19 protein-coding genes are annotated in these 22,458 nt (G+C 65.1%); 6 read left to right on the top strand and 13 right to left on the bottom strand.

From position 1 onward, the window contains the following. Positions 1–32 precede the first annotated feature (32 nt). Complete coding sequence (locus QXZ85_RS24485) at positions 33–1,502, top strand: amidase (protein WP_316175021.1); 1,470 nt, start codon at positions 33–35, stop codon at positions 1,500–1,502. A gap of 1,110 nt (positions 1,503–2,612) precedes the next feature. Here QXZ85_RS24485 and QXZ85_RS24480 read toward each other — a convergent pair. Beyond that, positions 2,613–4,397, bottom strand: a complete 1,785-nt coding sequence (locus tag QXZ85_RS24480; protein ID WP_316175022.1) for an acyl-CoA dehydrogenase family protein — start codon at positions 4,395–4,397, stop codon at positions 2,613–2,615. 236 nt (positions 4,398–4,633) lie between these two features. Here QXZ85_RS24480 and QXZ85_RS24475 point away from each other — a divergent pair, with 236 nt between their 5' ends. After that, positions 4,634–5,335, top strand: coding sequence for an SDR family NAD(P)-dependent oxidoreductase (locus QXZ85_RS24475; protein WP_315702848.1), 702 nt, complete (start codon positions 4,634–4,636; stop codon positions 5,333–5,335). Between the two features lie 99 nt (positions 5,336–5,434). Here the strand turns inward: QXZ85_RS24475 and QXZ85_RS24470 are convergent, their stop codons facing one another. Together QXZ85_RS24470 and QXZ85_RS24465 are read right to left on the bottom strand one after the other, a co-directional pair. After that, entirely contained in the window at positions 5,435–6,058 is a 624-nt protein-coding gene (locus QXZ85_RS24470; RefSeq protein ID WP_315702847.1) for a GNAT family N-acetyltransferase, read from the bottom strand. A 25-nt stretch (positions 6,059–6,083) separates the two neighbouring features. After that, a complete protein-coding gene (locus QXZ85_RS24465) occupies positions 6,084–6,263 on the bottom strand; it encodes a DUF1127 domain-containing protein (RefSeq protein ID WP_409977457.1) in 180 nt (59 codons plus the stop codon). Between the two features lie 117 nt (positions 6,264–6,380). On the opposite strand from QXZ85_RS24465, the gene QXZ85_RS24460 reads away from it, so the two are divergent. The 3 genes from QXZ85_RS24460 (at position 6,381) to QXZ85_RS24450 (ending at position 9,306) form a co-directional block, all read left to right on the top strand. After that, positions 6,381–7,292 carry a transcriptional regulator GcvA gene (locus QXZ85_RS24460; RefSeq protein WP_315702845.1) on the top strand — a complete coding sequence of 304 codons (912 nt, stop codon included), beginning with the start codon at positions 6,381–6,383 and terminating at the stop codon, positions 7,290–7,292. A gap of 147 nt (positions 7,293–7,439) precedes the next feature. Continuing rightward, the gene (locus tag QXZ85_RS24455; RefSeq protein WP_315702844.1) at positions 7,440–8,753 is read left to right on the top strand and encodes an MFS transporter; all 1,314 of its coding nucleotides are present in this window, start codon (positions 7,440–7,442) and stop codon (positions 8,751–8,753) included. Positions 8,754–8,823: 70 nt separating this feature from the next. Beyond that, positions 8,824–9,306, top strand: coding sequence for a CinA family protein (locus tag QXZ85_RS24450; protein ID WP_315703186.1), 483 nt, complete (start codon positions 8,824–8,826; stop codon positions 9,304–9,306). Between the two features lie 19 nt (positions 9,307–9,325). Here the strand turns inward: QXZ85_RS24450 and QXZ85_RS24445 are convergent, their stop codons facing one another. From QXZ85_RS24445 to QXZ85_RS24400, 10 genes are all read right to left on the bottom strand, one after another. Next, entirely contained in the window at positions 9,326–10,663 is a 1,338-nt protein-coding gene (locus QXZ85_RS24445; RefSeq protein ID WP_315745332.1) for an HlyD family type I secretion periplasmic adaptor subunit, read from the bottom strand. A 22-nt stretch (positions 10,664–10,685) separates the two neighbouring features. Next, entirely contained in the window at positions 10,686–12,416 is a 1,731-nt protein-coding gene (locus tag QXZ85_RS24440; RefSeq protein ID WP_316175023.1) for a type I secretion system permease/ATPase, read from the bottom strand. A 180-nt stretch (positions 12,417–12,596) separates the two neighbouring features. Beyond that, positions 12,597–12,866, bottom strand: a complete 270-nt coding sequence (locus QXZ85_RS24435; RefSeq protein WP_315702842.1) for a GlsB/YeaQ/YmgE family stress response membrane protein — start codon at positions 12,864–12,866, stop codon at positions 12,597–12,599. Positions 12,867–12,985: 119 nt separating this feature from the next. Beyond that, complete coding sequence (locus QXZ85_RS24430) at positions 12,986–13,969, bottom strand: ABC transporter ATP-binding protein (protein ID WP_315747589.1); 984 nt, start codon at positions 13,967–13,969, stop codon at positions 12,986–12,988. A gap of 253 nt (positions 13,970–14,222) precedes the next feature. Continuing rightward, positions 14,223–15,635 carry an amidase gene (locus QXZ85_RS24425; protein ID WP_315702840.1) on the bottom strand — a complete coding sequence of 471 codons (1,413 nt, stop codon included), beginning with the start codon at positions 15,633–15,635 and terminating at the stop codon, positions 14,223–14,225. Then, the gene (locus tag QXZ85_RS24420; RefSeq protein ID WP_315702839.1) at positions 15,632–15,829 is read right to left on the bottom strand and encodes a hypothetical protein; all 198 of its coding nucleotides are present in this window, start codon (positions 15,827–15,829) and stop codon (positions 15,632–15,634) included. The genes QXZ85_RS24425 and QXZ85_RS24420 overlap by 4 nt, the downstream gene beginning before the upstream one ends. 24 nt (positions 15,830–15,853) lie before the next feature. Then, a complete protein-coding gene (locus QXZ85_RS24415) occupies positions 15,854–16,900 on the bottom strand; it encodes an oligopeptide/dipeptide ABC transporter ATP-binding protein (RefSeq protein WP_315702838.1) in 1,047 nt (348 codons plus the stop codon). A gap of 4 nt (positions 16,901–16,904) precedes the next feature. Beyond that, positions 16,905–17,807: an ABC transporter permease gene (locus tag QXZ85_RS24410; RefSeq protein ID WP_315702837.1), complete on the bottom strand. Its 903-nt coding sequence runs from the start codon at positions 17,805–17,807 to the stop codon at positions 16,905–16,907. A gap of 2 nt (positions 17,808–17,809) precedes the next feature. Then, on the bottom strand, positions 17,810–18,763 hold the full coding sequence (locus QXZ85_RS24405) for an ABC transporter permease (protein ID WP_315702836.1): 954 nt from the start codon (positions 18,761–18,763) through the stop codon (positions 17,810–17,812). Positions 18,764–18,949: 186 nt separating this feature from the next. Continuing rightward, the gene (locus QXZ85_RS24400) at positions 18,950–20,566 is read right to left on the bottom strand and encodes an ABC transporter substrate-binding protein (RefSeq protein WP_315768976.1); all 1,617 of its coding nucleotides are present in this window, start codon (positions 20,564–20,566) and stop codon (positions 18,950–18,952) included. Between the two features lie 267 nt (positions 20,567–20,833). Between QXZ85_RS24400 and QXZ85_RS24395 the strand changes: the two genes are divergently transcribed. Further along, the gene (locus QXZ85_RS24395; protein ID WP_315702835.1) at positions 20,834–22,429 is read left to right on the top strand and encodes an ABC transporter substrate-binding protein; all 1,596 of its coding nucleotides are present in this window, start codon (positions 20,834–20,836) and stop codon (positions 22,427–22,429) included. Positions 22,430–22,458: the final 29 nt, after the last annotated feature.

The raw sequence follows: 22,458 nt of genomic DNA, 5'->3' as shown, positions 1-22,458 counted from the left end.
GCACATCCGATGCGCAAAACGGGGAGTTCGCCTTGGCCACATCGCAATGGAGTTTCGCAACCGCCGTTGAGGCTGCGCAAGCGCTCGCAGCAAGGCAAGTCTCGGCCGTCGAGCTGGCGCAGGATGCGATCGCGCGCATCGAGCGGCATGACGGCAAGATCAACGCCGTCTGCGTGCGCGACTTCGATCGGGCACTGGAGGCCGCCCGCGCTGCCGATGCCGCGCTGGCCCGCGGCGAGACCAAGCCGCTGCTCGGACTGCCGCTGACAGTCAAGGAATCGTTCAACGTCGCCGGCCTGCCGACCACCTGGGGCTTTCCGCAGCACAAGGATTTCAGGCCGACGGAAGACGCGCTGGCGATCACGCGGGTGAAGCAGGCGGGCGGCGTCATTCTCGGCAAGACCAACGTGCCGATCGCGCTCGGCGACTGGCAGAGCTACAACGAGATCTACGGCACCACCAACAATCCCTTCGATCTCGGCCGCACGCCCGGCGGCTCGTCGGGCGGCTCCTCGGCGGCGCTCGCGGCCGGATACGGTCCGCTGTCGCTCGGCTCGGACATCGGCGGCTCGCTGCGGGCGCCGGCCTTCCATTGCGGGGTCTATGCGCACAAGCCGACCCATGGCCTCGCGGCCACGCGCGGACATCTCCCCCCGACCTTGCCCGCCATACCGGTCCAGCGCGATCTGAGCGTGATCGGCCCGATGGCGCGCTCGGCCGCCGATCTTGCGCTCCTGCTCGACGTCATGGCCGGGCCGGACCCGCTCGACGTCGGCAAGGCCTATCGGCTGGAGCTGCCGGCGCCCCGCCACACCTCGCTGAAAGATTTTCGGGTGCTGCTGATCGCAAGCGATCCGGTGATGCCGACCGACAGAGCGGTGCGCGGCGCGATCGAGACGCTCGCGGCCAATCTCGAGAAGGCCGGTGTGATGGTGATACGCGAAAGCCCGCTGCTGCCGGACTTCGCGGCCTCCAGCCGGCTCTACATGCGGCTGCTGCTGTCGGCACTGAGCGCCGGCATGCCGCCGGACGCCTACGCCGGCGCGCAACAGGCCGCGGCCAACCTGCCCGCCGAGGATGTGAGCCTTGCCGCGGAGCGGCTGCGCGGTCTCGTGCTGAGCCAGCGCGACTGGCTGATCGGCGACGGCGCCCGTGCGCGACTGAAGGCGCAATGGGCCAAACTGTTCGAAAGCTTCGATGCCGTGATCTGTCCGATCATGCCAATCCCCGCCTTCCCGCATGACCACTCGGCGGACCAGGAGCAACGCCGCATCGAGATCGACGGCGTCGACCACGTCTATACCGATCAGCTCGCCTGGCCCGGCATCGCTACCCTGCCCGGCCTGCCCGCCACCGCGATTCCGCTCGGCTTGGCGGACGGGCTCCCGGTCGGCGTGCAGATCGTCGGGCCATGGCTGGAAGACCGCACCCTGCTCAAACTCGCCGAGTTGATCGAGCGCGAATTCGGCGGCTTCGTGCCACCGCCGATGTTCGATGATTGAGAATATAGATCCGGCTGTCGTCCCGGCCTTGAGAGGGCTCAAGGCCGGGGCGACAGTGGCGCTCGTCCACGCCTATTCCTGATTCACATCTCAAACAGCGGGAGGACACGATCTCGCGTTCTCGCGGCGAATACGCCCGAGCTTTGCATCGATCGGCCGCTCTCAGAAAATCGAGAGGGCGCAGGGAATGCCGGGTGAAGGCCTCACCCATGGCCCGCCTGCAGAAAAGAAAGCAGGCGGCAGTCACCACAGGATCAGCCGATCAACCGGCATTCCCTGCGCGATGGGCTTACGCCTTATACGTGATCTCCTCGGGGACCGGCTTTGTTGCCCCCGTGTCGCGACAACGCGCGAGGCGCGTTGCGCTCGGCGCCAGCACCGGGACGCCAGGACCACACGATTTCGTCGTCCGCGGCTGCGGCAGTCGTCCACTGTCGCACCCACGGCCATCGCATCCCTGCCCCACGGATCGTGACGATCGGCCGAAACGCCCCTCTGCTCGGGACAGGATAGCGATAGACAACCATGATTTCTGAAAAAGAGAAACAGAGATATTTTTCGCGAAGAGACTGGACAGGCCAAATCAGCTTGAAGCGGCTGGCGAATTTCGCCGATTGGCGCTGGCAATTCACCAGCATTGGACGGCTCGCAAAGCTCGCTCGCAGTGCATTGACGGCCTGTCGGGCGACTCGCTCTCGTCGCAGTGACGCGCTTCAAGCGTCTACGGATCACGCTTTCTCCACCATGCGATTGCGTGCTCAGCGGATCGGTTTTTGAAAAACGCAGCAAGCTTCACAGCCTTGTTGCCGAAAGCGATGACGTGCTTGGCGCCAGCGCCTCACCAGGAGCTTGCGCCGATGACTACGCCCTCTCCCCTTGCGGGAGAGGGCTACACCAACGCCTGCGTCACATTCTCTTGGGTGAGGGGTTCGTCCCCACAAGCGCATCGTCGCTGCGGAGACAGACCCCTCACCCGGCATGATCGAGCTTCGCTCGATCATGCCACCCTCTCCCACAAGGGGAGAGGGTGCACCGACTCGGAGCGACCGCTTCGAAACAACATCATGTATCGCCAATATCGCGCCTCGTCGTTGCGGCATGCTTGCGAGGCTATTTCGGTCCAAGCAGTTCGCCAACCTCAGCCATGCCGGCGACGCGGTCGCCGAGTAGCAGCGTCGCGATCGCGTCATCGGTCTTTCGATCCTCAAGCCGGAACGGATCGGCCGGCGTCAGCCGATGCTCCACGACGAGCTTCGACAACAGCAACCGGCGCGCGTCGCCACGCATCTCGTCGATGTGCCCGGCCTCCCAGGCGAGGCTCACAGCGCTGGCGACGTGATAGAGCAGGCTGGTGGCGCGACGCGCTTCGGCTTCGTTGTTGGGATCGGCGGCAACAGTCCTCGCAAAGCCGATGGCGCGATCGACCAGCCCGCGCAGCTGATCGCGCCACGCCGTCGGCACCCGGCCGCTCTCATCCAATCGCGCGTGCAGATCGGCCGCCAGCGCCGCTTCCGCACCATGGCGGCCGACCGCGCGCTTCAGTGCATCGAGCGCGACGATATTGCCGGTCCCCTCCCAGATCGAGCCGAGATGCGCATCGCGCAACAGGCGGGCAGTGGCGAACTCCTCGACATAGCCGATGCCGCCGCGCATCTCCAAGGCGTCGCCGCAGACTTTGCGGGCGTCGCGGGTGGCGCGGAATTTCAAGGTCGGCGTCAGGATGCGGAGCAGCGCCGCGGCATCCTGGCTGCCGGCCTCGGCACGGTCGAGCGCGTCTGCCGTGAGGAAGCTCATCGACAGCGCCTGCTCGGTCGCGAGCATGATCTTCATCAGTTGCCGCCGTCCAAGCGGCAGGTCGACGATGCGGCTGCCGAACACCACGCGGTTGGTCGCGACGGTCATCGCATCATGATAGGCGCGGCGCATCAAGGCGGTGGATTTGACGCCGTTCGAGAGCCGGGAGGAATTGACCATCTCGGCCATCTGCACGAAGCCACGATCGAGCCGGCCGACCGCATAGGCGATCGCGCCTTCGAGCTTGATCTCGCCGGAGGCCATCGAGCGGGTGCCGAGCTTGTCCTTCAGCCTGACGATGCGATAGTGGTTCTGCGAGCCGTCGTCGAGAAAGCGCGGCATCAGGAACAGGCCGACGCCGCGCGTGCCAGCTTCAGCGCCTTGCGGTCGCGCCAACAGCATCACGACCTTCGCATCGGCATTGGAGCAGAACCATTTCTCGCCATGCAGGCGCCAATGGTCACCCTCCGGCACCGCCACCGTGGTCAGCGTGCCGACGTCAGAGCCCCCTTCCTTCTCGGTCATGAACTGGCCGCCCTGGGTCAGCTTAGCCATGTCGGTCTGGGTCAGGCCGCCCAGATATTTGTCCTTGAGCGCCTGGCTGCCGAAGCTCGCCAGCAACTTGGCGCAGCCGTCGGTCACGTTGATCGGGCAGCCGAGCCCGAACTCGGCCTGGTTGAACAGGAAGGTGAAAGCGTGCTTGGCGACCACGGGGTATTTGTCGGGCCAGCCCAGAATGCCTTTGCGGAGCGACATCGCGTGAATGCCGAACTCGCCGAAGGCGGCGCGCTCGAGCTCGCGGTAGGCGGGATGATATTCGAGCCACTGCACGTCGCGCCCGAAGCGGTCGCGTTGATGCAAGACGGGCGGATGGCGGTCGGCCAGTCGCGCGCACTCGTCGAGATAACCACCGGCCAGTTCGCCCAGCCGGTGGAGGTGCGGCTGGAGGTGGCGAAACAGAGCATCGGGCAGATGGATGCGCAGCAGATCCGGCAATGACGGATCGGCGCGATAGAAGTTCAGGCCGGTGGTGTCAGGTGCTAGCAGGCCGGGCCGGCTGCCGCCCGTCATCACGTCATCGCGCCGCAGATATTGATGCATCCGGCAACGTCCTCGTTCGTTTCCACCTATGGATTTTTGCGGGACTTTTCGACAGTCCTTTCGCCGAAATAGACCATGTTCGACGCCGCGACGCCAGAACGGCTGGTGGAAGCGGCGTTCGAACTTTCGTCAACGCCGGCTCCGCCGCACGGAAATATTTCGCCGAAGCGCCATAGGCAGCCGGCCGCGGGTGCATTAGCTTTCAGCCTCTGCCGCTTTCGAGAAGGACGAGCCCGATGGACATCCCGACCTACAAGATCGCCCTGATCGTCGGCGCCGGTGAAGGCCTGAGCGCCTCGTTGGCGCGGCTGTTTGCCCGCGAGAAGATTCGCGTCGCGCTGGCGGCCCGCAAGACCGAAAAGCTCGGCGCACTGTGCAACGAGACCGGCGCGCGCGCCTTCGCCTGCGACGCCGCCAATGCGGAAGAGGTCGAGCGGCTGTTCGGGCTGGTCGAGCGCGAGCTTGGGACGCCCGACCTCGTGGTCTACAATGCGAGCGCCCGCGCGCGCGGCCCGCTGGTCGATCTCGTCCCCGCCGACGTGCAGCAGTCGATTGCGGTCAGCGCGTTCGGCGGCTTCCTGGTGGCACAACAGGCGGCACAACGGATGCTGCCGAACAAGCATGGCGCCATCCTCTTCACCGGCGCCTCGGCCAGCGTGAAAGGCTACGCGCAGTCAGCCCCGTTCGCGATGGGCAAGTTCGCGCTGCGCGGATTGGCCCAGAGCATGGCGCGCGAGCTGGCGCCGCAGGGTATCCATGTGGCGCATTTCGTGATCGACGGCGGCATCAGGAGTGCGGCCAGGCAAGAGGCCCAGGACCGCCCCGACTCCATGCTCGATCCGGACGCGATCGCGGCGAGCTATTGGAGCGTGCTGCAGCAGCCGCGCAGCGCCTGGACCTGGGAAATGGAACTGCGGCCCTGGGTGGAGAATTTCTGAGTCGTCATTGCGCACCATCCGGTCCACGCAAGGCGAGCCGGATGGCAGCCTTCGCAAGGCAGCCCGGCATTGATCGACAATTCTGGATTGCGTCGTCGCTTACGCTCCTCGCAATGACGCCTCTACCCCACGGGTTGGGCTCGCAACGAGGCGCAAACTGGTGCAGCCCGCGGCCGGATCAAGCGCCACCGGCTTCTCGAACCGCACCAGGGTCCAGTCCTGCGGATGCTGATGCAGGACGAAACCAGCCGCCTTCGCCACCGCGATCATGACCTCGTTGGTACGCAGCGTATCGCCGAACAGGCTGACGGCGCCGAGCGCCGCGGCACGGCTTTCCAGGTTCTTGAGCAGCGCCGGGCCAATGCCGTGGCCCTGCCAGCGATCGTGGACCGAGAGCCCGAACTCGAGACCGCGAGTCTCGGCATGCAACGCATAGCGCGCCTCGCCGACGATCCCCTCGCCGCCAACGCCATCCATCGTCGCGATCAAGGTGAAGCGGTCATCCCTCCCGGTATCGACGAAATCGTCGAGCACGGCCTTCGGCAACTCGCTCATCGCGCCGAGAAAGCGATTGTTGCGCGAGCGTGAGCTCAGCGAGCGCACATAGGCCTGCAGATCGTCGGCATCGGCAGGCGCGACAAAGCGCAACGCGACTCTCTCACCACGGCGCGTATGGATGACGTCGGGATGCCCGGTGGCTTCGGCGAGCTTCGGCTGAAACATGACGCTCTCCGGCGCGGCGGCTTGATCACGCCCGCCAGAACGGCTTGTCGATCTCGGCGGCGATATCGCTGCGCGACAGACCGAGATCATGCAATTCGCGTTCGGACCAACCGGCCAGCTCGTGCCGGGTCCGGGAGCGATCGCGCCAGAGCTGAAGCAGGGCGGCAAATCCGGCCAGTGCCCCGAGCGCATGATGATTTGTCATTGTGTGAGGGACGCAAGTAGACATGAGAGCCTCCTGCAATTAACTTCCCGTGCAATATCTGCCGCGCTTCCGTCGGCTACAAACGACACTTTGTACCGGTTCGGATGAAATAAATTCATGCAAAAGCTGACGCAAAGGCTCGCCCGCCTGCCCTCGCTCAATGGCCTGCGCGCGTTCGAGGCCGCGGCGCGCCACCTGAGCTTCACCCGCGCCGCCTCCGAGCTGAACGTGACCCAGACCGCGGTCAGCCATCAGATCAAGCGATTGGAGGATGAGCTCGGGGTCCGCTTGTTCGTGCGGCAGAACCGCAGCCTGGCGTTGACCCCCGAAGCGCGCGACTACCTGCCGCTGGTGCGGGCCGCATTCGATGACCTCCGCCTCGCGACCGAGCGGCTGGTGCGCAGAGACGGTGGCAAGGTGCTGACCGTCTCCACCATGGCCTCACTCGCGGCAAAATGGTTGCTGCCCCGACTCTCAACTTTCCAGGAGATCCATCCCGAGATCGACGTGCGCATCACCACCTCCAGCAGCCTGGTCGATTTCGCAACCGAGGATGTCGACGCCGCTATCCGTTACGGCAGGGGGCACTGGCCGGGTGTGCGCTCCGAATGGCTGATGGGGGATGAGCTGTTTCCGGTCTGCAGCCCGGCGCTCCTGAACGGCAGCAAACCGCTGCGCTCTCCTGAGGACCTTGCCCATCACACTCTGCTGCACAGCAGCTATGATGATGACTGGCGGCTGTGGCTGACCGCTGCCGGACTGCCCGCATCGATCTCGAAGCAGCGAGGCGTCAGCTTCGACCTGATCTTCATGACGATCCAGGCCGCGATCGACGGACTCGGCGTTGCAATCGGCCGCACATCCTATGTCCAGGACGACATCACCAAAGGCCGCCTCGTCGTGCCGTTCAAGATCGCGTTGCCGGTGGACGCCGGCTATTATCTCGTCGCGCCGGAAGGCCGGACCGATCCGCCGAAGCTGCGGGCGTTCCGTGCCTGGCTGAAAGCGGCGGCTCAAAACAAGGCCTGAGCATCGCACTGCTTTGCCTATGCTGCGCCGCCGCATTGTTTTCCGGTTGGCCCAGCCACGAGGGCGTGGCAAATAGCCTCAGGTCATCATCACGGCTGGCGAAGATCTTCTTCCGCACGGGCCATTCGACGGGAGGAGCGAGTCCAGATGTCGCAGACCACGACAACTCAGCCGGCTACGATCAAATCACGTATCGGCGCGATCATGCGCGCGACCAGCGGCAATTTCCTCGAGCAGTTCGACTTCTTCCTGTTCGGCTTCTATGCGAGCGCAATCGGCAAGGCATTCTTCCCTTCTCACGATGAGACCGCCTCGCTTCTCAATACGTTCGGCGTGTTCTGGCTGGGCGCCTTGATGCGGCCCGTGGGGGCGATCGTGCTCGGCGCCTATATCGACCGTATCGGCCGTCGCCAGGGCCTGATCGTGACGCTGTCGATCATGGCGATCGGCACCGTCGTGATCGCCTTCTGCCCGAGCTATGCCAGCATCGGCGTCGCCGCGCCGATCATCGTCCTGCTCGGTCGCCTGCTGCAGGGCTTTTCCGCGGGCGTCGAGCTCGGCGGTGTGTCGGTCTATCTGTCGGAAATCGCCACGCCCGGCCATCGCGGCTTCTACACGTCCTTCCAGTCGTCGAGCCAGCAGGTTGCGATCTTCGTCGCTGCGATCCTCGGCTATCTGCTCAGCGAATCCATGCCGGCAGCGACCGTGGCAGCCTGGGGCTGGCGCATCCCGTTCTTCATCGGCTGTCTGATCATCCCGCTGATCTTCTTCCTGCGGCGGACGCTGGAGGAAACTCCGGCGTTCCTCGCGATGAAGAAGCACCCGACGGCACACGAAGTGTTCGCCTCTGCGCTCGCCAACTGGCGCATCGTGCTGCTCGGCATGATGATCGCGATCCTGACCACGACGACGTTCTATTTCGTCACCGTCTACACGCCGACCTTCGGCAAGAACGTGCTGAAGCTGTCGACGGGTGACGCGCTGCTGGTCACGCTTCTGGTCGCGGTCACGAATTTCATCTGGAATCCGGTCGGCGGCGCCCTGTCCGACCGTTACGGCCGCAAGCCTGTGCTGCTCGCGATCGCAACCCTGTCGCTGCTGACAGCCTATCCGGCGCTGCACTGGCTGGTATCGGCGCCCACCTTCGGCAAGATGCTGGCAGTCGAGATGATGTTCTCATTCTATTTCGGCACCTATAGCGGCACCATGCTCGGAGCCCTGGTCGAGATCGTTCCGGCCCATGTGCGCACCACCTGCTTTTCGCTGGCCTTCGCGCTTGCGGCTGCGCTGTTTGGCACCTTCACGCCGTTCGCCTCGACCTGGCTGATCGAAAAGACCGGCGACAAGGCCTCGCCCGGCTTCTGGCTGATGTTTGCGGCCGTGCTCGGCATCATCGCCGCATTGACGGTCTATCGCAGCGGCGGCCGGACTGTGGAAGTCCGCGATGCGGTGACTGCATGAGCCTTCGCGGACGGAGCCGCCGTGCTCCGTCCGCGGACACGTCGAGGCAATCGTGATGCATGATGTCGTGATGCATGATCTCGTCACCGTTGCAGAAGAGGTTGCGCGCCGGCTTGTCGCGCGCAAGCAGACGATAGCGGTCGCGGAATCCTCGACCGGCGGGCTGATCTCAGCAGCGCTGCTCGCCGTCCCCGGCGCGTCCGCATATTTTCTCGGTTCCGCGGTCGTCTACACGCGCGAGGCAAGGCGCATCCTGATGGACATTCCGGACGACGCGATGCGCGGCATCCGCTCGGCCTCGGAGATCTACGCGAAGCTCTTGGCCGAGCGCATCCGCGAGCGGTTCTCTGCCGATTGGGGTCTGTCCGAGACCGGCGCAGCCGGACCGACCGGCAACCGCTATAGCGACGCCGCCGGACATAGCTGTTTTGCGGTGGCGGGCAACGAGACCACTGCGGTCACGCTGGAGACCGCGAGCAGCGATCGGCAGGCCAACATGCAGGCGTTTGCGAAGAGCGCCCTCGAGCTGCTGTTGAAGCGGCTGGATCAGTAGCTCGCCGTCGTGCGGCTGACTACTTCTCCCGGAACGCGCGCATGAGCTGATCGCTGAGCGGCTTCATCAGGTAGGACAGCACGGTGCGGTCGCCGGTCTGGACGAAGGCCTCGACCGGCATGCCCGGAATCAGCTTGACGTCGCCGAGCCGCGCGACCTCTTCCGGCGGCATCGAGACGCGGATCGTGTAGTAGCTCTGGCCGGTGCGCTGTTCGGTTGTCACGTCGGGCGACACCCGGCTGACGATGCCGTTCAATTCCGGCGTGGTGCGCTGGTTGAACGCCGACAGCCGCAGCAGCGTCTTCTGCCCGACCTGCAGCTTGTCGATGTCCTGCGGGTTGACCTTGGCCTCGACCTGCAGATCGTCGCTCTGCGGCACGATCAGCATGATGGCGTCGCCTGCGGTGACGACGCCGCCCACCGTATGCACGGTCGACTGCAGCACCATGCCATCCTGCGGTGCGCGGATGTCGACGCGGCGGAGCTGGTCCTCGGCCGTGACCTTGCGCTCGACGAACTCGCCGATCTTGTCGTTGGTCTCGCGCAGGTCCTTGGAGACCTCGCTCACCATGTCCTTGTCGACCTGAATGATCTGCAGTTCGGTCTCGGTGATCTTGCCCTTGGTTTGGGCACGCGATGCGATGTATTGCGCGCGCTCGCCGTTCAGCCGCGCGGCATCGCGCTCCAAGGCGGTCAGGCGCGAGATCTGCACCAAATGCTGATCATAGAGCTGGCGGACGCCTTCCAGCTCCTTCATGACCAGCGAGATCTCCTGGTCCTTCGACTGCACCTGCGCGGTGAGGCCCTCGACCTCCTCGTTGAGCTGGGTGACGCGCTCGCGCAGTTGCGCCTTCTGACCGGTGCGGCCGGTGACCCGTACCTCGAACAGCTTGCTCTCGCTCGCCATCAGGCTTTTGACGTCGGGATCGCCAGCGCGCATGAGAAGCTGCGGCGGGAAGGTGATCCGGTCGAGACCGCGCTGCTCGGCTTCCAGCCGGGCGGCACGGGCCCACAGCGCATCCAGATTCTTGGTGACGATAGCAAGGCTCGCCTTGGTCACGGTGTCGTCCAGCCGGACCAGGATGTCGCCGGCCTTGACCACGTCGCCGTCGCGCGCGCGCAGTTCGCCGACCACACCGCCGGTCGGGTGCTGCACCTTCTTCACATTGGACTCGACGACGATCTGGCCCGGCGCGATCAGCGCGCCGGAGATCTGCTGCGTCGCAGCCCAACCGCCGAGGCCGCCGGCCAGCACGACGACGACAGCGAGCCCCACAATCAGGTGCAGCCGGATCGAGCGGCGCACGCTGTGCGTCCGACTGCCGATGGCGGGCCCGGCGACGAATTGGCTGTTCAGGATTTGGCTGCTCACGACGTCGCTACCCGGCCTCGGAGACGATCTTGATCGGCGCCGTGGGCCGTGGCTGCAGCACCTGCGCCAGCACCGTCTCCTTCGGCCCGAACGCCTGCATGCGGCCGTCCTTCATGACCAGGATCTGATCGACCGCTTCGATCCCGATCGGACGGTGCGCCACCACCACCACGATCGCACCGCGTCCCCGCGCTGCGCGGACCGCGCGCGTCAAAGCCTCGTCGCCCTCGGTATCGAGATTGGAATTGGGCTCGTCGAGCACGATCAGGAACGGATTGCCGTAGAGCGCACGCGCCAGCGCGACCCGCTGCGCCTGACCGGCGGAAAGCGCGGCGCCCTGCTCGCCGACCTGCGTATCGTAGCCGTCGCGCATCTTGATGATCATGTCATGGACGCCGGCATCCTTGGCTGCGGCAATAATGCTGTCTGCCGAGGCCTGCGGATCGAAGCGGCAGATGTTTTGCGCGACCGTGCCGGCAAACAGCTCCACATCCTGCGGCAGATACCCGATGTGGCGGCCGAGCTCGTCGGAGCTCCATTGATCGAGCGCGGCGCCATCGAGCCGGACATGGCCGCGCCCCGGCCGCCAGACCCCGACCAGCGCCCGCACCAGCGAGGATTTGCCGGACGCGCTTGGCCCGATGATGCCGAGCCCTTGGCCGGCCGACAGCGCGAAGGTGACGTCCTGTACCACGACCTTCTGGTCCCCGGGCGCCGCGATCGAGATGCCCTCGACCGACAACCGGCTCGCGGGCGGCTGCAGCAGGGTCGGCGCCGGCCGGGCCGGCATCGCCTGCAGAAGCTGGTTGAGCCGCCGCCAGCTCTGCCGCGCCGTGACAAAGCTCTTCCAATGCGCAATCGCGAGGTCCACCGGCGCCAGCGCCCGCCCGCTGAGAATCGAGCTCGCGATGATGATGCCGGCGGTCGCTTCCTGATGGATGACGAGATAGGCGCCGACGGCCAGCACCGATGATTGCAGCATCATGCGGAGCACCTTCGCGATCGCGCCAAGCCCGCCGGCGACGTCGCTGGCGCGCTGATTGCCGGCGAGATATTTCTCGTTGGTCTCGCTCCAGCGCTGCAGCAGCCGGCCGGCCATGCCCATCGCGACCAGGACCTCGGCGTTGCGGCGGCTCGCAGTGGCGAGATCGTTGCGCTGGGCCGCCAGCCCCATCGCCTGCTTGGCCGGCTCTCGGGTCAGATATTCGGTGACCAGCGTGAGGATCACCAGGACGATCGCCCCGGCCAGAGCGGTGACGCCGATCAGCACGTGGAAGGCGAAGCAGATCGCCAGATAGAGCGGCAGCCATGGCAGATCGAAAAACGCGCTCGGGCCCTGGCTGCCGAGAAACGCCCTGACATTGTCGAGATCGCGAAGCGGCTGCAGTCCCTCATTGCGCCGGCCGACCGTGAGCGGCAGCCGGACGATGGTGTCGAACACGCGCGCGTTCAAGCTCTCGTCCAGCGCGGTTCCGATCCGGCCGAGAACCCGGCCGCGGATCAGATCGAGCACGCCTTGCGCCAGATAGAGGCCTGCGGCGAGCAGTACGAGACCGATCAAGGTCGGCACGCTGCGGCTCGGCAGCACGCGGTCATAGACCTCGAGCATGAAGATCGAGCCGGTGAGGTAGAGAAGATTGATGATGCAGCTCATCACACCGACGCCGAGGAAGGCGCTACGGCAGCTGCGCAATGCGTCGCTGAGTTCGGAATGCCTCACACCAGGTGCGGCCGCCATCAATCCCATCTCTTCAACTGGGCAGCAGCACCGCCGGCGAACGAGCTCAGCGGTACGCTCCGCGATTCATACTGATTTCCGTCACAGGCGTCCAACGCCGCGGCGATTAACGTAAACGTGCGTTAGCACTCTGTCGCGCGATCGGATGAAATGTTCAGCACCATGCAAAGATACGCATAATTAGAGCCGGCCGCCGGTCCGGACCAGGCGAACGACCAGCAGCAGGATGACGGCGCCAAGCGCCGAATAGACGATTTCCGAGACCAGACCGACCCCGAGACGAATGCCAAGGCGGGGGAACAGGAGGCTCGCGATCAGCGCGCCGCAAATACCGACGACGATGTCACCGATAATACCGAAGCCGGTCCCGCGCACGATCTTGCCGGCCAGCCAGCCTGCCACCAGGCCGACGAACAGAATGACCAAAATACCTTCATTGGACACGTACATGGCACGTCCTCACATCGCATCGCAGACTGCTCGGCTGCGCGACCATAAACTGGCGCGGGCCAACCGACGACTCCGGTGAATGCTTGTAACGTGTTACAGCACGGCTTTGTTGCCGACCGTTACGTCGCAGCAACAGTCGGCGCCTGCGCCGCCAGAACGCAGCGCGCCAGATGATCCGATGCGATCGGAACGTTCGGCGGCAGCGCCTCGGTGCAGCGCGCCTCGGCCAGGCTGCAGCGCGGGGCGAAGGAACAGCTGCGCGGCGCCTGGTCCAGCGAGGGCGGTGTGCCCGGGATGGTCTGCAGCCGCTCCCCGCGCTTCGCACCGTGGATCGTGGAGGCGAGCAGCCCACGGGCGTAAGGATGCACGGGCGTACGGACGATGTCGCGCAGGCCGCCCTGTTCCACGATCTGGCCGGCATACATGACTGCGACGCGATCGCAGATCTCGATCGCCACCCCGATATCGTGGGTGACGAAGATGACGGACATGCCGAACTCGCGCTGCAGTTCCCGCAACAGGAGCAGGATCTGGATCTGGACGGTGGCATCGAGCGCCGTGGTCGGCTCGTCCGCCAGCAGCACCTTCGGGCGGCACGCCAGCGCCAGCGCGATCATCGCCCGCTGGCGCATGCCGCCGGACATCTCGTGCGGATAGGAATCGAGCCGTCGCTTGGCGGAGGGAATGCGGACCACATCGAGCATTTCCAGCGCACGGGCGCGCCCGTCCGCATAGCTCTTGCCCTCATGGCGCATCACTGTTTCGGCGATCTGCCGGCCGATGGGATAGACCGGATCGAGCGCAAGCCCCGGCTCCTGAAAGATCATCGAGACCGTACGGCCACGGAACTGCGACAGCTCCTCGTCGTCGAGCGCGAGCACGTCGCGTCCCATGACGTTGACGCTGCCCGTGATCTGGGTGCGCTTCTTCGGCAAGAGCCGCATCAGCGCCCGCAAGGTCACGCTCTTGCCGGAACCGGATTCGCCGAGCAGCCCAAGCACCTCGCCATCCCCGAGCGTGAGGCTGACATCGTTCACGGCGTGAACCGTGCGCTCGCCGGTGAAGCGGATGCTGAGGTTCTTGATCTCGACGAGAGGGGTCATGAGAGGGCTATGTCAACTGGTGATCGGAGCGGCTTGGCAACGTTGCTCAGGCGAACTGCCACCCTCCCCCTGGAGGGGGAGGGTCGGCTCGCATGAAGCGCAGCGGAATGCGAGACGGGGTGGGGTGAGGCCCCCATTGACTTGCGAGCTAGAGGAGAGGCCGTCACCCCACCCCGATTGCTCATTACATTCGCAATCGACCCTCCCCCTCCAGGGGAGGGTGAAGCGACGCGGCAGCATATACCAGTCCTACTCATGGCAGGCTCGGCACCCTGGCGTGGAAGTCGGTGGCGCGTTGGAACGCGGCGCCGATCGTGAGCAACGTCGCTTCGTCGAAGGAACGTCCGATCAGCTGCATGCCGACCGGCAGGCCCGACGGCGTGAAGCCCGTCGGGATCGCCAGCGACGGCAGGCCGAGATAGTTGACCGGACGGGTGAAGCGCGTCAGCCGCTGGATCACCGCTTCCGCGCCGGGCGCGCCGCCGACGTCGCTCTCGACGATCGAAGGCGCGATGACCGGCGCCACCGGTGCGATCACGGCATCGAGGCTTGCCGTCGCCGCGACATGCGCGGCAAGGGCGGCGCCGCGCCAGCGCAGCGCCTCCAGATAGGTGACGCCCGGGATCGCGAGCGCGTTCTGCAACCGCATCAGCACCTGCGCGCTGTAATCCTGCGGACGTTCGATCATCCAGCGCTTGTGGAAGGCGGCCGCCTCGACCGCCAGCACCAGCTGGCACGCGGAAGACAGCTGCCGCTGGTCCGGCAGTTCGACCTGCACGACGTCGGCGCCTTCGGTCTTCAGCAGCGCAATCGTCGCATCGAGCGCCCGCGCCACCTCGGCATCGAGGTCATCGACATAGAACGATTTCGGCACGCCGATCCTGAGACCCTTGATCGAGGCCGCCGTGGCCGCGACGTAATCCTGGACCGGAGCCGCGCTCGCAGTCGGATCCTCCGGATCAGGCCCCGCCATCAAGCCGAGCAGCAGCGCGCAATCCTCCGCCGTCTGCGCCAGCGGGCCGACCGTGTCGAGCGATTGCGACAGCGGCATCGCACCGGCGCGGCTGACGCGGCCCCAGGTGACCTTGAGCCCGGTGACGCCGCAGAAATGCGCGGGCATGCGGATCGAGCCGCCGGTGTCGGAGCCGAGCGCCGCGAAGGTCAGGCGTGCGGCCACCGCGGAGCCGGAGCCGGAGGACGAGCCACCGGTGACGTGGCCGAGCTTCCAGGGGTTCTGCACCGCTCCGTAATGCGCGTTATGGCCGGTCGGGCCATAGGCAAACTCCGCCATCTGCAGGGTGCCGAGCCTGATGGCGCCGGCATCCTTCAGCCGCTGCAGCGCGGTCGAGGTCGTGGTGGCGACGAAATCGCGCCGGATCAAGGAGCCGCAGGTCGCGATGTGACCGGCGTCGTAGTACATGTCCTTATGCGCGAGCGGCACGCCATGCAGCGGGCCCTTGATATGACCTTTGGCCAGCTCCGCATCGGCCTCGGCCGCCGCCTTCAGCGCGGGCTCCGACTCGATCGCCATGAAGGCGTTGAGATGCGGCTGCCACTGCGCGATGCGGTGCAGACAGGAGCGCGTCGCCTCATAGGACGAGAGCTGCTTGGCGGCGATCGCTTTCGCAACCTCGGTGAGCGTCATCAAGGCCGGCTCGGTGCTCATCGCGCCACCTTGATCGCTTGCGCCACGACAAAGCTTTCGGGCTCCAGATCCATCGGCAAGGTGCCGGCAATCGGAGCGAAGCCTTCGAAGGCCGGCCCGACCGAATTGGCGATTCGCGTCGCGACGTCCTTGTCGACAGGAAGGCCTACGACCTCCGCGATCGCGCTCACAGCTTGTGGGGTGGGTTTGGTCATTCGCTCTCTCGTTCTCTTCGTCTCTCAGGGCGCACGGCTATGGCCTGATCCCGGGACCGCCATGTGACAGGCGGCCTGATGCCCCATTCTATCGAGCTCGGTCAATTTTGGTGCGGCATTTGCGCAGAGCGGCTCCGCGAACGGGCAGCGGGTGTGAAACCGGCAGCCGGGCGGCGGATCGATCGGGTTCGGTGGATCGCCTGAGATCGGCGGCACCTCGGTGCGCTTGTCCGGATCGGACGACGGCATCGCCGCGAGCAGCGCGCGCGTATAGGGATGCGCAGGCCGTGCCCACACCTGTTCGACCGGACCGAGCTCGACCACCTCGCCGAGATACATCACCAGCACGCGATCCGAGATGTAGTGCACGACGTTGAGATCGTGGCTGATGAAGAGATACGTCAGACCGAATTCGCGCTTCAGGTCCATCAGCAGGTTGAGCACCTGCGCTTCGACCGATTTGTCCAGCGCGGACACCGCCTCATCGAGAATGACCAGGCGGGGCGATAATGCCAAGGCCCGCGCGATGTTGACGCGCTGGCGCTGGCCGCCGGAAATCTCATGCGGATAACGGTTCGCAAAGGTCTCCGGGCGCAAGCCGACCTTGCCCAGCAACTCGCGGGCCAGTGCACGCGCCGGTCGGTCCGCCATGCCATGCACCTTCGGACCGAACGCGATCGATTCCTCGATGGTCAGGCGGGGATTGAGCGAGGCATAGGAGTCCTGGAACACCATCTGCATGCCGCGCCGCAGCTCGCGCAACGAGAGCTCGTGCCCGACCTGCATGCCGTCATAGATGATCTCGCCGGCATCGCGGTCCATCAGCTGCATCAGAAGCCGCGCGGTGGTCGACTTGCCGCAGCCGGACTCGCCGACGATGCCGACCGTCTCGCCCTTGCGGATCGCGAAGGACACATCGTCGACCGCGCGCACCGTCTTGCGCGCGCCGAACAGACCGCCGCGCACCGGGAAATGCTTGGTGAGGCCATTGACCTGCAGCAGCGGCTGCGCCGCGCCGCCGCGATCCTCGATCGGCTCCAGCCTGTGGGCGATGGAAGCACTCTCGCTCATCTCATCAGCTCCGGATGTCCATGGCGCTGCGCAGGCCATCGCTGAGCAGATTGAAGCAGATCGAGACCGCAAAGATCATGACGCCCGGCAGCGCCGCCACCCAGGGGTTGACGTAGATCGCAGTGCGCAGCGTGTTCAGCATCAATCCCCATTCCGGCTCCGGCGGCTTGGTGCCGAGGCCGAGGAAGGACAGGCCCGCGGCCAGGATCATCGACACCGAGATCAGCCCGGTCGCGTAGACGAAGATCGGCCCGAGCACATTGCCCAGCATGTGCGCGCGCATGATCGTGAAGGGGCCGGCGCCGGAGGCGCGCGCCGCCTCGACGAAATCGCGATTGCGAACGCCGGTGGTGACGCTTTCGGCCACCCGCGTGATCTGCGGCACGAACACGATGGTCAGCGAGACGATCGAATTGACGATGCCGGCGCCGAGCGCGCCGGAGATCGCGATCGCCAGCAGCACAGACGGGAAGGCATAGAAGACGTCGATCGTGCGCATGATCGCGGTGTTGACCCAGCCGCCGACATAGCCGGCGACGAGACCGAGGCCGGTGCCGATGCCGAAGGCGAAGATCACCGGCGAAATGCCGATCAGCAGCGACAGCCGTCCGCCATAGATCAGCCGTGCCAGCATATCGCGGCCCAACTCATCGGTTCCGAGCAGATAGCCCGGCGTGCCGATGTGGCGGAGGCGGCGGATCATCGAACCCTGATAAGGATCGGCCAGCCCGAGCCATGGCGCGACCAGCGCGGAGACGAAGATCAGCAGCAGGACCGCGACGCAGATCATGCTGACCTTGTCCCGGACGATACGGCGGCCGACCGTGGCCCAATAGCCGCGCCCTTTGGCAACGGGCGCGGCCTGGACGACCGCATCGGGCATTGTGCTCGACGGAGTGACGCTCATCGCTATCCCCGCTTGATGCGCGGATCGATCGCGGCTTGCGCGATATCGACCAGCAGGTTGAGGATCACGAAGAACATCGCGAGCACCAGGATCGTGCCCTGCAACAGCGGCAGGTCGCGCTGGAAGATCGCGGAATTGAGCAGCAGCCCCGAGCCCGGCCAGGAAAACACGGTCTCGATCAGGATCGAACCGCCGAGCATGTATCCCAGCTGCAGCCCCATCACCGCAAGCGCGGTGGGCGCGGCATTCTTCAGCACGTGACGGAACACCTGGGTTTCGCGCAGGCCCTTGGCGCGCAAGGCCTCGACGAAATCCTGGCTGAGGATGTCGCCGGTGAGTGCGCGCACCGTGCGCGTGATGATGCCCATCGGGATCACGGAGGTCGTGATTGCCGGCAGCACCAGATAGCGCAGATGCGCCCAGTCCCATGACCATGCGCCTGAGCCGGACGGACCGGCGCCGACCGCAGGCAGCCAGTTCAGCTCGACCGAGAAGATGATGACCAGCACCATGCCGAGCCAATAATGCGGCAGCGACACGCCGGCGATCGCGATCGAGGTCGCGACCTTGTCGATCCAGGTGTCACGGAAGTAGCCGGCGACCAGGCCGAAGAACAGGCCGAGCGAAAAGCCGATGATCGCAGCTGCGATCGCGAGCGTCACGGTGTTTGAGACCGCGCGCAGCACCTCCGCGAGCACTGGACGCCCGGTCGCGATCGAATTGCCGAGATCGCCATGGAGGGCACGCCACAGCCACAGCCCGAACTGCACCGGCAGCGGACGATCGAAGCCATAAGCCGCACGCAATTGCTGCGCGAGCTCCTGCGATGCGTCGGCCGGCAGCACCGCAACCAGCGGGTCACCGGGCGTGATGTGGACGAGCATGAAGCAGACCAGCGCGACTCCGAGAACGATCGGGATCGCATAGACGCTCCGCCTGGCAACGTAAGTAAGCACGTATCACCTGAGTTCTTCTCATCTCCCTTGGGAGACGTTGCTTCAGCTCCCCTCCCCCTTGCGGGGAGGGGGCGGGGGTGGGGTCCACAAAAGACTGCCGCCGGAGTCCCCCCCTCCCCAACCCTCCCCCGCAAGGGAGGAGGGAGCGCAGCGGCGCAAGAGGAGCGGGTTAGCAGCACATGAGACCTATGGCTCCACGGAGATCGGCGAGAAGTCGATGAACCAGCTCTTCGGCTGGATCACGCCCTTCACCTTTGGACTCATGGCGCGCGGTCCGACGTCGTGCGCGACATAGAGGAACGCCGCATCGTCGACCGAGGCCGCGTGCAGCTCGGCCAGCGCCTTGTCGCGCTCGGCCGGATCGAAGGTCTGGCGCGCCTTCTTCACGAGCTCGTCGAACTTCGGATTGTTGATGTAGCCCCAATTGTTCGAGACCGGCGGCGCCATCGAGGACTGCAGGAAGCGCACCAGCGCGAAGAACGGATCCATCGCGGCATAGGTCACGTTGGTGGCATTAGCACCGTTCGCCGACGGATCCTTGGCGCCGCGCCGCCAATTGGTGAACAGCGTGTTCCACTCGATCACGTCGAGCTTGACGTCGAAATAGCACTCGGCGAGCGCCTGCTGCAGATACTCGTTCATCGGCAGCGGCTGCATCTGGCCGGAGCCGGAGGCCGAGGTCTGCACCTTCACCTCCAGATGCTTGTTCGGGCCGTAGCCGGCCTCCTGCATCAGCTTCTGCGCCGCGGCCTTGTCGTACTTGATCTGGAAGGTCACGTTGCCGCGCCAGGGATGCCCCGGCTCGAACGTGCCGGTCGCCGGCACCATGAGGCCGGCCAGCAAACCGTCCCTCAGGCCTTCGCGGTCGATGCAGAGATTGGCCGCCTTGCGGACGCGGATGTCGTTCCAGGGCGAACCTTCGACGCGGGAGAACTGCCAGGGCCAGACATGCGGCTGCTCATTGGCGTAGAGCTTGAATCCGCGCTGCTTGATCTCGGGCAAGGCATCGGGTGCCGGCGCCTCGATCCAATCCACCTGCCCCGACAGCAGCGCCGCCGTGCGCGCATTGGCTTCCGGCATCGGCAGCAGCACCATCTTGTCGACACGCGGGATGCGCCCCTTGTCCCAGTAGTTCGGGTTCTTGACCAACTCGAGCCGCTCGCGTGGCGTGAATTTCGCCATCATCCAAGGCCCCGTGCCCGAGGCATCCTTCGAGAACGCATCCCAAGCTGCCTGCGACTTGGCCTTCGCATCTCCACTCGCGGCATCATAGAACTTCCGCCACTTCGTAGGGCTCGCCATGAAGAGGTTGGTGAGATTGATCGGCAGGAAGCTGTCCGGCTCCTTCGTCGTCAGCTCCACGGTCATATCGTCGATCTTGCGCGCCGAGACCAGCGTCGGCATGCGCGAGGCCGTGACACCGACCTGGCTCGCATCGAATTGCGGCGCGTCCTGCTTCAGGACCTTCTCGACGTTCCACACCACCGCATCGGCATTGAACGGCGAGCCATCGTGGAATGTGACGGCAGGACGCAGCTTGAAGATCCACTTGGTCTTGTCGGCATCATCGATCTTCCACTCGGTGGCGAGGCCCGGGATCACCACGCTGGGCTTCTCCGCCGACGACAGGTCCCACATCGTCAGGCTGTCGAACATGGTGACGCCGGTGAAGCGATTGCCTTCGAATCCCTGGTCCGGCTGGCCAAGCGTGCGCGGAATATCGGCCGCGGTCATGCCGATGCGCAGAACGGATTCCGCGCCAGCCCGCGCCGGCAACATGGCAAGCGAAACCGTCGCCAGCATCGCGGCCGCAAAGGCTGCACGACCGTTCGGGGAATTCACTAAGCGCAACAGCACGATATCAATCTCCAATTTGGCTGGCTAATTGTTGAGCACTGTATGCAACGCCTGTGCCAAGGAGGACATTTTCGGGGCAGCTGCGGCGATTGATCACACTCGTTTGTACTCAAACGAATTCGGCCACCGCTTGGCATCGGGCTTGCAGCTTTGGGCCGGTCAAATTCGAGCGATTCTCGCTGATATCACCCCATTCCGATCGGAGTTTCCTGCATGCGTCACCGACTCTCGCTGCTTGCCGCCGCATTGGCGATCAGCCTATCCCCGCTTTCAGCAAGCGCCGAGACCGTCGTGCGCTACGGCATGTCGATGGCCGACATTCCCCTGACCACCGGCCAGCCCGACCGTGGCGCCGGGGCCTATCAGTTTACCGGCTATACGATCTACGATCCGCTGGTGGCGTGGGACATGAGCACCGGCGACAAGCCCGGCAAGCTGATTCCCGGACTCGCCACGGAGTGGAAGGTCAGCGATGCCGATAAGACCAAATGGCGCTTCACGTTGCGCAAGGGCGTCAAGTTCCATGATGGGAGCGACTTCAATGCCGACGCCGTAATCTGGAATCTGGACAAGGTGCTCAATGATAAGGCACCGCAGTTCGACAAGCGGCAGAGCGCCCAGGTGAAGACCCGCCTGCCTTCAGTCGCCAGCTACGCCAAGGTCGATGATTATACGGTGGAGATCACGACCAAGACGGTCGACTCCTTCTTCCCCTACCAGATGCTCTGGTTCCTGATTTCGAGCCCGGCGCAATACGAGAAACTCGGCAAGGATTGGGACAAGTTCGCCAGCCAGCCCTCCGGTACCGGCCCGTTCAAGCTGACCAAGCTGGTGCCGCGCGAGCTCGCCGAGCTCAGCAAAAACCCCGACTATTGGGACAAGAACAGGATTCCGAAAGTCGACAAGCTGGTGCTGGTGCCGATGCCGGAAGCGCTGACCCGCACCAACGCGCTGCTCGCCGGTCAGGTCGACCTGATCGAGACGCCGGCACCGGATGCCGTGCCGCAGCTCAAGGCCGCCGGCATGAAGATCGTCGACAACATCACGCCGCACGTCTGGAACTATCACCTGAGTGTGCTGCCGGGTTCGCCCTGGACCGACATCCGGCTGCGCAAGGCGCTCAATCTCGCGATCGACCGCGACGCGGTGGTCGGGCTGATGAACGGCCTCGCCAAGCCCGCCAAGGGCCAGGTCGACCCGTCGAGCCCGTGGTTCGGAAAGCCAACCTTCGACCTCAAATATGATCTTGCCGCAGCGAAGAAGCTGGTCGAGGAAGCCGGCTACTCCAAGAACAAGCCGCTGAAGACGACTTTCATCATCGCACAGGGCGGCACCGGACAGATGCTGTCACTGCCGATGAACGAATTCCTGCAGCAGAGCTTCAAGGAGATCGGCATCGACATCGACTTCAAGGTGGTCGAGCTCGAAACCCTCTATACGCATTGGCGCAAGGGTGCGGCCGACGAGATGAACGCCGGCATCACTGCCAACAACATTGCCTACGTCACCTCTGATCCGCTCTACGCGATCGTGCGCTTCTTCGCCTCGGACCAGATCGCGCCGGTCGGCGTCAACTGGGGCGGCTACAAGAATCCCAAAGTGGATGCGCTGATCAACGAGGCCAAGCAGACCTTCGATCCGACCAAGCAGGACGAGCTGATCGCCCAGGCGCATGCGCTGGTCGTGGACGATGCCGTTCTGGTGTGGGTCGTGCACGACACCAACCCGCATGCGCTGTCGCCGAAGATCAAGAAGTTCGTGCAGGCGCAGCACTGGTTCCAGGACCTGACGACGATCGGCGTGGAGTAACTGTCCGCGCCGACGGCCGTCGCACGCGC

The organism is Bradyrhizobium sp. SZCCHNGR1005 (assembly GCF_032489995.1).
In the GTDB taxonomy this organism is placed as follows: domain Bacteria; phylum Pseudomonadota; class Alphaproteobacteria; order Rhizobiales; family Xanthobacteraceae; genus Bradyrhizobium.
The sequence above is the reverse complement of the archived record's forward strand: the minus strand, read 5'-3'. Positions and strand labels throughout refer to the sequence as shown.